9 protein-coding genes are annotated in these 10,240 nt (G+C 41.2%); 6 read left to right on the top strand and 3 right to left on the bottom strand.

Going from position 1 to position 10,240, the window contains the following annotated elements; genetic code table 11:
* Positions 1 to 515: 515 nt before the first annotated feature.
* Together ACR0QN_RS06365 and ACR0QN_RS06360 are read right to left on the bottom strand one after the other, a co-directional pair.
* Positions 516 to 2,414 (bottom strand): ABC transporter ATP-binding protein, encoded by a 1,899-nt coding sequence (locus ACR0QN_RS06365; protein ID WP_432650361.1) that lies wholly within the window; start codon positions 2,412 to 2,414, stop codon positions 516 to 518.
* Positions 2,407 to 3,132 carry an ATP-binding cassette domain-containing protein gene (locus ACR0QN_RS06360; protein ID WP_432650360.1) on the bottom strand — a complete coding sequence of 242 codons (726 nt, stop codon included), beginning with the start codon at positions 3,130 to 3,132 and terminating at the stop codon, positions 2,407 to 2,409. Before ACR0QN_RS06360 ends, ACR0QN_RS06365 begins: the two co-directional genes overlap by 8 nt.
* A 673-nt stretch (positions 3,133 to 3,805) precedes the next feature.
* Here ACR0QN_RS06360 and ACR0QN_RS06355 point away from each other — a divergent pair.
* The 6 genes from ACR0QN_RS06355 (at position 3,806) to ACR0QN_RS06330 (ending at position 7,840) form a co-directional block, all read left to right on the top strand.
* On the top strand, positions 3,806 to 3,982 hold the full coding sequence (locus ACR0QN_RS06355) for a hypothetical protein (RefSeq protein WP_432650359.1): 177 nt from the start codon (positions 3,806 to 3,808) through the stop codon (positions 3,980 to 3,982).
* Positions 3,979 to 4,908, top strand: a complete 930-nt coding sequence (locus tag ACR0QN_RS06350; protein WP_432650358.1) for a ParM/StbA family protein — start codon at positions 3,979 to 3,981, stop codon at positions 4,906 to 4,908. Before ACR0QN_RS06355 ends, ACR0QN_RS06350 begins: the two co-directional genes overlap by 4 nt.
* The gene (locus tag ACR0QN_RS06345) at positions 4,908 to 5,261 is read left to right on the top strand and encodes a hypothetical protein (RefSeq protein ID WP_432650357.1); all 354 of its coding nucleotides are present in this window, start codon (positions 4,908 to 4,910) and stop codon (positions 5,259 to 5,261) included. The genes ACR0QN_RS06350 and ACR0QN_RS06345 overlap by 1 nt, the downstream gene beginning before the upstream one ends.
* 4 nt (positions 5,262 to 5,265) lie before the next feature.
* Positions 5,266 to 5,781 (top strand): hypothetical protein, encoded by a 516-nt coding sequence (locus ACR0QN_RS06340; RefSeq protein ID WP_432650356.1) that lies wholly within the window; start codon positions 5,266 to 5,268, stop codon positions 5,779 to 5,781.
* Positions 5,782 to 5,916: 135 nt separating this feature from the next.
* Entirely contained in the window at positions 5,917 to 6,246 is a 330-nt protein-coding gene (locus tag ACR0QN_RS06335) for a plasmid mobilization protein (protein WP_432650355.1), read from the top strand.
* Position 6,247: 1 nt separating this feature from the next.
* Entirely contained in the window at positions 6,248 to 7,840 is a 1,593-nt protein-coding gene (locus ACR0QN_RS06330) for a relaxase/mobilization nuclease domain-containing protein (RefSeq protein WP_432650354.1), read from the top strand.
* On the opposite strand, the gene ACR0QN_RS06325 is transcribed toward ACR0QN_RS06330, so the two are convergent.
* Positions 7,828 to 10,122: a hypothetical protein gene (locus tag ACR0QN_RS06325; protein WP_432650353.1), complete on the bottom strand. Its 2,295-nt coding sequence runs from the start codon at positions 10,120 to 10,122 to the stop codon at positions 7,828 to 7,830. The two genes, ACR0QN_RS06330 and ACR0QN_RS06325, sit on opposite strands and share 13 nt — an antisense overlap.
* Positions 10,123 to 10,240 lie beyond the last annotated feature (118 nt).

The following is a 10,240-nucleotide window of genomic DNA, read 5'->3' as shown; positions in this document are numbered from 1 at the left end:
TACTCCGAAGTGCTTTGATAGAGTTAATTGTAGTAACTTGGAGTTTCTTAGAGTTGTTCATAGTAACCTGTAGTTGTTTGGAGTCGGATCATTTTGTCCGTCTCCCTTTTTATTTGTCTGGGGGATTGGTTGGCGGATACTATTAAACAAATTGAAGAAGTTCAACTCAAAAACGAAATAAAAGCAACAACTGTTAATACGATAAAGATACAATAATGCGAAATACATTGTCTGTGTCTGCCAAATTACCATATGTTATACAAAGGAATCCGCCTCTGCAGTAGAAGTAACAGAGACGGTTAAGTTATATATTACCAAATATTGCCTATAATAATGTTATAGTATTATACAACATCAGAAGCACAATACCCAGCAGTTTTATTAATAAAAAACGTTACCTCTCAATTAGGCAGAGTGACATAAAGAAGCATTAAAAATTACGGTAATGACAAATACAGCGGATTTAATAAACAGCACATCACTTGTACAACCTACAAATGATGTGCTGTTTTCCTTTACGCAAACAGTTCCCCCGCCGTATCCTTATAATACTCCGCCTGAGCCGTCCAAAGGGACTTGTAAACGCCGCCCTTGTCAATCAGTTCATCGTGCGAACCTCGCTCTGCGATGCGACCGTCCTCCATAACAGTAATCTCATCACAGAAGCGGCAGGAAGACAAGCGATGAGAAATGTAGATAGCAGTCCTTGTTCCCACGATACCGTTGAATTTGGTGTAAATATCGTGTTCGGAGATGGGGTCAAGCGCCGCTGTTGGCTCGTCAAGGACAATGAACGGTGAGCCTTTGTATATAGCCCTCGCAAGACAGAGCTTTTGAGCTTCTCCACCCGAAATTTCAACGCCCTGCTCGTCAAAATCCTTGTAAAGACAGGTTTCAATTCCATTCTCCATCGTGTTGAGCCGCTCGCCCAGTCCTGCTCGAATAACGCAGTCGGTCACACGGTCGCTGTCATATTCCGTATCGGCGGCAACGTTCTCCGCAAGGCTGAACGAAAACAGCTTGCTGTCCTGAAACACCACCGAGAACAGTGCCATATATTCCTCGTACTTATACTTTTTTATGTCGATACCATTGAGGGTAATTTCTCCCTCGGTAGGGTCGTACAGCCGACAAAGCAGCTTTACCAACGTGGACTTTCCGCAGCCATTCTTGCCCACAAGTGCCATTTTCTCACCGATACGCCATTTCAGATTTATGTCCTTCAGCACATATTCCTCGCTGTCGGGATATTTGAAATAAACGTGCTTGAACTCAAACTCGTACTCGTTATCGTCACGCTTTTCGGTGGGGATAGTACCCATATATTTTTCGTCGGGAATGTCAAGGAAGTCGAAATACTGCTTGCAGAATGTAGGCGTTATTTTCAGCAGTCCATAACCGTCGGATATTTCCGAAACGCCTGCGGATATTTCACTGAAATACCCCACAAAAGCGATAACCTCACCGGGGGTAAGCATTCCGCTCATCGCCCTTAACACCGCAAAGCCGTACATAAGTATTTCGGTCAGAATATTTACAAGCTGAAAGAGAAAATTCGGAAGCATTGCATTTTTATAACCCCGAAGCCAGCCGTCAAAATTTGTTTTCTGTGCCTTGTCAAGCTCCTTTTCAATAAGGCTCTGCTGTGAATACATTCTTATCTCTTTGCCGTTGCGGTAGTTATTTAATACGTAATGATTGAAAAAATTGGCTGCACGGTTTGCCATAATAACATTTTTATCATTATGTATTTTTTCAAAGCCTACTATTGCTTTTGGATTTATCACTAAGGATTTTATAAGCTCCAGTACTGTCACAATTACCGCCACTGCAATAAATCCCCAAATTGACTGTACAAAGCCGATAAAGCCCTCTGTTTCGGTGGGTGTTCTGAATGCTGTCGGGATAATAAGAATAACGCCTAATACCACCATAAAAGCTCCGCCGACAGTGTTTCTGAAATAGTTGCATAGCGCCTCAATTCCTGCGGTTCTGTTTTCGGGCTGGCGCCATGCGTTTGCATACCTGTTCTGCGTATCCGTGCTTTCAAGGTGAACAAAATCCATAGTCATAACCTTTTGCCAAAGGCTTTTCTGCATATTTGTGGTTTTTCTGAAGCTATGATAATTATTACGTCTGAAAAGAAATCTTTGCATCACGGAAAGTAACGACTGAATACCAACAACTATCGCTGCATAAAACAGCATGGTTTCGATAGGCTTCGCCCCTGCAATTCCGTCAATGACAAGTGCAGAAAGAAAAACCGAAAATATATTGCCCGAAAGGTCAACGCAGTATTTTATCGTATCTCTCGCAATATATCCCTTGTCTGCCTTGCCCACAGCCTTAAGCGTTCGCCGTATTATCTCCCGTTTCTCCTTTGGCGTAAGAAGTTTTTCGCTATTGTCACTCATTTCTCTGTACCTCCCCGTCATTGTAATAGCTGCTCTGAAGCTCAAAAAGCTGTGCATATTTTCCGCTATGCGCCATAAGCTCCGAGTGAGTTCCGCACTCAGAAATTTCACCGTTTTCTATCAGAATAATTCTGTCACAGAAACGTGTTGAAGCAAGCCTGTGTGAAATAAAAACGGAAGATTTCCCCTTTGAATAATCAGCGTAATTCAGATACATTTTCTGCTCTGCAACAGGATCAAGTGCCGCGGTCGGCTCGTCAAGTAAAAGTATAGGAGCGTCCTTATATAATGCCCTTGCAAGAGCAAGCTTCTGCGTTTGTCCGCCCGAAAGCTCGGTTGCATTTTCAAAAACGGATTTTACAAGCTTAGTATTTTCCTTTTCGGGCAGGCTCATAACCTTTTCATAAATCCCCGATTTTTTCAGGCAATCATAAACCTTTTCCATATCGATTTTTTCAGTTTCCATACCTGCAACATTCTCCGCAACAGTCACGGGCAAAACACATATATCCTGAAAAACTGCACCGAAAAGCTTGAAATATTCATCTCTGTTATAGCTGTTCACAGGCTTGCCATTCAGTAAAATCTCGCCCTCGGTCGGGTCGTAAAGTCCACAAATAAGCTTTATCAGCGTTGTTTTTCCTGCACCGTTAAGTCCCACAAGTGCAAGCCGTTCGCCCTTATCGTGATTATCGAAAACAGGTAATTCATTTATCAAAGCAGCACACCTCCATATCTGCTTTTGTCTATAATAAAATAATACCATAAAGTCCATCATATTTCAATACTAAAATAGAGTAATGTTTATAGCGATTTGAAAATATAAGCATCGACTCGCTTTTTTCAATTGATGCGTTCATCATGATTTTGTTCCCACAAAATCAATGCTTGCTAAAACCTACCCCCATTCTCTCAAGTTGAATACCCTTGCAATTCTCTCTGGTTGAAAAAATATTCTCACAAGTTGAAACTCACGCAAATATGTACTTACAACCGAATATCCACAAAAAACGAAGCTCTGAAGGCTGTTGCAGCCTTTGGAGCTTCGTTTTTTTATGCCCATATATAAAAAGTGACAGCATTTTTGTTAAAATGACTCCACCCGTTAATATAAGTGACGTCATAAAAGCCTGTTTTGACATCAAAAATGCAGGCGGAAATCACGCTTCAAACGTAAAATGACATCAAAATCCGAAAAATGACACCTGTGCGACGTCAATTTCCTGTCAAAAAGGCGTCAATCGGAGAATTTTTCTTTGTGATAGAATTGAAATCAGGATAAGGGAGGTCATTTCCGATAAAAATGACACCATTATCCGCAAGATGCTCATTTTCGGCCGAATGTGACTCTTAAAGAATACAATATATACGACAAAAAGCGGAGGTACAAAATGCAGGAAAGAACCAACAAGCCCGATGGTTCTGAACACAGCGTTACCATTGGCAAGACAACCTTTATTGTAAGCTCATTTACCGACACACAGGCAACTGTTACGGCGGAGGAGCTTATCATCAGAATGTTAAAATCAAAGGTCGCAGAAGCGGCAAAGGAGGAAAAAATCGCATGATCCCTTACAACAATTCTATCATCGTGCCTGTTGATACAGGCTACGGAAACATCAAAAACTCGCTTCACTCATTCCCCACAGGAATTGCAGCCTACAAGACCAAGCCTGCCTTTGAAGGCAAGATTCTTCACATTAATAATATGTATTACCGCATTGGCGAAGGTCACAAGGAGTATATTCCCGATAAAACCGTTGACGAAGAATTCCGTCTGTTGACCATTGCAGCGATTTGCGATGAGTGCCGCAGCTGCGGATATTATGAAGGCAACATTTATCTTGCGGTCGGCTGTCCCACCACTATGCTCACAGCTCAGCGTGAAAGTACAAGAGAGTATTTCCTCAAAGATCCGCATATCGACTGCGAGTACAATAACGTTCACTGCCATCTTACAATAGTCGGCTGCTTTGTTTATCCCCAGGGATATGCTGCGGTCACGGAATATCTTCACAATATGACAGGTGTGAATATGGTTGTAGATATCGGAAACGGCACAGCAAATATTCTGCAGATCAATAATAAAAAGCCTATCGAAGAAAAATGCGTAACCGAAAAGCTGGGCGTGAATCAGTATATGATTGCAGTTCAGAAAGCGGTCATGGCTGCATACGGCAAAAAGATTGATCCCGAAGTAGTTGAGCTTTTCATCAGAACCGGTGATACCGATGCTCCCGACAATTACAAAAACATTTTTCTTGAAGAAACAGAAAAATACTGCCGGAAGATTTTCGATGCCCTTTACAGATGCGAGTATGATCCCGATTTTATGAAGCTGTATGTTTGCGGCGGCGGTGTTCAGTTTATCAGACGTTTCGGGAAATACAATTCCGACAAAGTGATTTTCATTGATGACATATGTGCCACAGCTAAAGGCTATCAGCAGTTTGCGTTAATGTCCCTCAAAGCATTGGAAAAGAGGTCTGAGTAATGAAGCAGATGAAAAGAATTACTCTCAGGCTCTCCCTTGAAAATCCGTCCGATAAGAAGATTGCCGATTTTCTTGCCAACATCGACAAGAATAAATATCATACGGTTAATAATGCGATAAAAACTATTTTGTTTTCGGTTATTAACGGTAATACTACCGAGAAGAGTGAAAAGTCCGATATGAAGGAAATAATTTCCGTTATCCGCACAACCCTGGAAGCGGAAATCCCTAAACTGCTTTCTGTTTTCAGTTCAAGTAATCATACGAAAATTGAGCAGGACAACACGCCTGTGGAAAAATCGGCTGATACCCTTGACGATGATGATATCGACATGGATTTTATCGGAGGTTGATGCTATGACAGTGAAAGAATTGTGCAGCAATTATAATTTGAAGTTTCAGACAGTATATAAAAAGATCACCCATCACAAGGATAAAGAGCTTGCAGGTCATATTACAAAGGTCAAGGGTGAAAGCATAGAGCTTGATGATTTTGCTGTTGATTTTCTTCTCCCGACTCATGTAAAGGTTCTGCAGGCTATTGAGGAATGTGAGGGTATTGCCCGTGAAAATGCTGAACTTCAGGATAAGCTGGAATCGGCGGAAACAGATGCAGAACAGGCAAATGAGCATCTTTCAAAATCCCTTGCAGATAATGAAAAACTGCTTGCCGAAATTGACCGCCTTAAAAGCAGCTTATCTGAAAAGGATAAGGAAATCAGCGAGCTTTCAGAACAGCTTGAAGCAGAAAGACGCAAATCAAAGCAGGCTATTGAAGAATGTGACAAGCGTATCAATGAGCTGACCGAGGAAAACAGGCTTCTTACCGAAAAGTACGAAGCCATCCCCAAGATTTTCAGAAAGAATCAGTAAATTTTTGCTATTCTCTGTGAGGGAAAGGATATTCGCATTGGGAGAAAAACAAGTCCTTTCAACCACAGAGAATTATGGGTAGATTTAGCAAGCATTGATTTTGTAGGAACAAAATCCGAAGTCGAAAGGAGATTTATGAATAGAGATAACTTTATAAAAATAAGGGTGTCGGCAGATGAAATGTCGGCTATTAAGCAGAGAGCCGAAGCCGCCAACATGAGTATCAGCAGCTTTCTCCGAAATCTGGCTCTCAACGGCAAAATCATTCTGTATGACACAGAAAACATTTACCGCTTCAACCAGCTTTTGCGTGCTATCGGAACTAACATCAACCAGATCGCAATGGTGGTGAATTCCGAAAAGTCTATTTTCAAGGGAGATATAGATTCGCTTCGTCGGGAGGTCGAGAAAATCTCCGAGGAATTTCACAGCTATATCTCTCCTCTGAAAAGTCAGGAGGTGTGATTTGGCTTACATAAAGCACACCGCAATTCACACAACACCGAGGGCGCATCTGAAATACATTCTCAATCCCGGCAAAAACGAGGATATGAAGTACAGCACAGCAATTTGCTGTACTAATGATTATGCCGCTGTCTGCGAGGACTTCAAGGAAATTTATGAAGCGTTTGCAGGCAACAAGTTCGATAATTACCGCAAGCGAAAAAACGAAAGTGTCCGTATTCACTCATATGTTCAGTCCTTTGATGAGTCTGTTTCTCCCGAAATGGCTCATCAGATCGGGGTGGAATGGGCTAAGGCAATGTTTGGTGAAGATCGTCCGGTTATCGTTTCAACGCATACCAACACCGGGCATTGCCATAATCACATAGCCGTCTGCGCTTATGATGTTAAGGGCAATCGTTGGTTCGGAGATCAATACACATATAATCTTGCGAAGGAGGTTTCCGATAGAATTTGCCTTGAACATGGATTGAGCATTATCAAAAATCCGAAGAAGCACAGCTCAATGAAATATAAGGAATGGGATTCCCGTAAAAAGGGCTGCTCATGGAAAGTAAAAATGGCTGATGTTATCGACAAGCTGATTATTGCTCCCGAAGTTACAGATATAAATTCGCTTATTGAAAAAATGCGTGAGTACGGTTATGTTTTCACTAATGAAAAGCGTATGATCGCAAAGCCTGCGAATGTGAAATATGGCTGTTCTGTTGCAAAGCTCGGTTATGGCTATTCTCTCGAAATGCTTCAAACCAGAATTGCAAATAAGCAGAATGAATTTGCAGGATTGAAGATCAGTGCTTTTCTTGGCGTTCAGGTTGATTATGCAGTTACCATTCGTGAAAAGCAGATTGAGCTTTATAGGTCACATCCTAATACATCAAAAGTTACTTATGCAGAGGTAAGAAGAACAGCGGAACTGCTGTGTTACATACACAATAATCATATTCATTCCGTTGATGATTTGAAAACTATTGTCGGAAATGCGGAAGCGAAAGTAGATACACTTTCTCGGAAATATTCTTACCTTGAAAGGCAGGAAAAGCTGCTTGAACTTCTGAATGAATACGGTAATGAGTATGACCGCCTGCTGAACAATACCGACAGAAATGAGTTTCAGCAGAAGCGGCTTGAAGAATTGTACAGAACGCTTCTTCATGGTGGATTGTGCGGATATGATACTCATTCTCCCGGTTGGCTGCCGAAATTGATAAATTATATTAAACAGCAGATCATGGGCAAAAAGGATGCCCGTGCTCAGCTGAACAGGGCATCGAATGAGTTTAGTCGTGTTAAAGGGTATCTGCATGATCTGAAAAGAACACTTAATACGGATTTTGACCGAATTCGTAATCAGGAGCATTTGCGTGAACAGATTGAAATGTATCATCAAGGCTATGAGCTTCAAGAAGATGGTACATATATCCGTGAGCCTGAGCCGACCGCCGTAAGAAATGCCGAACTTGATTATCTTGCAAGGCTGGAAGAAGAAAAGCAGCGCCGTGCCGAAATGGAGTACCTTCTCGAATTGGAAAAGCAGGAAGAACGTGAAAGGCAGGAACGTGCAAGACGAAGGAGTTATGGTCATTCAAGATAGTCTGTTTCCCATTCCTTTGGGTACTCAAATCCATATCTTTGCATTTGCTGTGCAGCTGTAATTTTTCTTGCAGTAAGTTCATCATTACAGCCGAGGGCAGAATATTCCGCAAAAGCGAGATTGTATTTTTTTACCGACAGCGGATAATTTCCAGACAGAATGTATGCGGCTCCAAGGTCAAAAAGCAATGCTGCATGATTATTGGAGCTGCACCCTTCTGTTGCAAATTCGCATTCGAGCAAAACGTCCAGAGCCTTGTCAACTCTCATATTTTCGCAAAGTGTTGCGGCGTAATTTCTTGCAATGGAGATAAAATCGTCATTGTATGCCCTGCACAGCTTTATGAAAAGATATGCTTTATCCATAAATTCCAGACCACGCTCGGTTTCCTTATTTTCATTATACAGAATACCGAGGTTCATATTTATGTTGGCAAACAGCACGGGATTTGATTTTTCATCGCACATTGAAAGTGCCTTGTTCATCAAGCTGATTGAATGAGCGAGCTTTTCATTTCGGTTCACAGGCAGCATTGCCTTATTGTTCAGAAGCAACGCTCTGCTGTTTTCGTTTCCGATTGCTTCATCATCGAACAACTTTTCGGTTTCGGAAATGATGATTCCCATAAAATCATATTCATGGTAATTATCAAGAAATATGTATGCTGCTTCAAGGAAATTCAGATATGAACTGTTGTCAGTACTGCCGATATATTTCATTACGTTTCTTATGCATGAAATGATAATTGCTGAGTCGGGCAGCTCATAGCCTATGATTTGAAGCTTGTTTTTCAGATTAGTAATCAAAGTGTCGCAATTTTCAAATGACGGTTTCAGATCAAGCAGAACAACATCTCTTATCATAGGGTGAAGCGAAATTAGGTCTGCATGGTCGTTTCTGATAAACCCAAGCTCACACAGCTCGTTAATTCCGTTTGTATCATTCAGTTTTAGCAGTTTTGCAAAATATCTGATACGAACTTCATCGACTAAAACCATATTCCGCATTATGCTCTGATAATTTTCATCAAGCAGATAAAGTGAGAACAGGGAATGGATATGGTTATAGTATGTTTCCCTTGTGTTTACGCCGTCTTTGCTGATTTTTATCTTATCGACAGATTCGGGATCGGCGCTGTTCTGCCGCAGATGTTCAAGGATTTCTTCGGGACTGTGCAAGCCTTTTTCAAGAAGCTTTGCTATCATCTCAACAGATAGTGTGTGGTGATGAACGGTTTCGATAAGCTCGTTAATAACAGCCTTGCTTTCATCGGCATAGGAATAATACTTGCTAACAAGCTGATACAGTTCATCGGAGTTTCCGATAACATCAAGATTGAAAATATATCCGCACTCAATGTTGCTTCTTGTGGTGAACAGAATTTTACAGCCGTAATTTATAAGCGTACTGAGAAAGCTGTCATTTGCCACATTGAAATTGTCGATGATGATAAGCGAGTCGCTTCGCAGACTTTTCAGAAATCGGATATGCTTGGTAAAGCGAGTGTGTTCATCATCAGAAATGTTATCACCGACAAAATCCATATCGGTTATCATTTCTTTCAGACTTCCGGGATAGTTGAAATAGAGGACATTTTTGTATTCTTTCTTGTATTTCTTCACATACGCTTTGGCAAATTCGCTCTTGCCGATACCTGCAAAGCCCGATATGAAAATTTTACTATGCTCCTGCAAAGCTGTATGCAATTCGTCAAGCTCGGTATCTCTGCCGCAGAAATATCTGCAAGGAGCCGGGACTTCTGCACCGAACACATACTCGGAAACGGTTATTGCAGAGGTGGACAGCATAGGCTTATCGACAGGCACGAAATGTCTGTCAATGGCTGCAAAGATAATATTACCGATAAAACAGCAAACTTCGGATTCATCGCCGGTATCAATATCAATCATAATTTCGTTTTTCTTTTCTTCGGAAAGGGAATAGTCGTTTGATACAAGCGTAACAAGCTCATTGTAGAGGTTAGAAAAATCATACACTACGTCAGCACAGTTATCCTTAAAGTTATTACCTATGCTTTCATAGCCGTTGTCACGATAAAAGTTTATCAAATCGGCAGGAATTGGTCTGTTACCCTTTATCCAGCGTGATATTGATGAGCTATCAAATACCTTATCATCACAGCTGTCGTAGTATTCGGAGAAAAAACCGGTTATAAGGTCAGTTTGAGTGAATGCACGTTCTCTGTCCTTTGCGGTGTGCATATTCTCACGGCAATTTTCAATTATAATGTTTATTACTGTACTGAAATCTACTCTGCGCATTTATAGTTCCTCTCAGTTGGCTTTTTATTACAGTATATCACAAATATCAACAAAACTCAATACAAAGATGTTGCAGACGTCAATTTACTGTCAAAATGACGTCAATCAGAAAAATCTG

Source organism: Huintestinicola sp. (assembly GCF_050874005.1).
In the GTDB taxonomy this organism is placed as follows: domain Bacteria; phylum Bacillota; class Clostridia; order Oscillospirales; family Ruminococcaceae; genus Huintestinicola.
The sequence above is the reverse complement of the archived record's forward strand: the minus strand, read 5'-3'. Positions and strand labels throughout refer to the sequence as shown.

Excerpts from the sequence above, each read along its gene's own strand:
- ACR0QN_RS06350 (WP_432650358.1), top strand. The coding sequence starts at position 3,979 with ATGATCCCTTACAACAATTCTATCATCGTGCCTGTTGATACAGGCTAC.
- ACR0QN_RS06335 (WP_432650355.1), top strand. The coding sequence starts at position 5,917 with ATGAATAGAGATAACTTTATAAAAATAAGGGTGTCGGCAGATGAAATG.
- ACR0QN_RS06345 (WP_432650357.1), top strand. The coding sequence starts at position 4,908 with ATGAAGCAGATGAAAAGAATTACTCTCAGGCTCTCCCTTGAAAATCCG.
- ACR0QN_RS06340 (WP_432650356.1), top strand. The coding sequence starts at position 5,266 with ATGACAGTGAAAGAATTGTGCAGCAATTATAATTTGAAGTTTCAGACA.
- ACR0QN_RS06325 (WP_432650353.1), bottom strand. The coding sequence starts at position 10,122 with ATGCGCAGAGTAGATTTCAGTACAGTAATAAACATTATAATTGAAAAT.
- ACR0QN_RS06365 (WP_432650361.1), bottom strand. The coding sequence starts at position 2,414 with ATGAGTGACAATAGCGAAAAACTTCTTACGCCAAAGGAGAAACGGGAG.
- ACR0QN_RS06355 (WP_432650359.1), top strand. The coding sequence starts at position 3,806 with ATGCAGGAAAGAACCAACAAGCCCGATGGTTCTGAACACAGCGTTACC.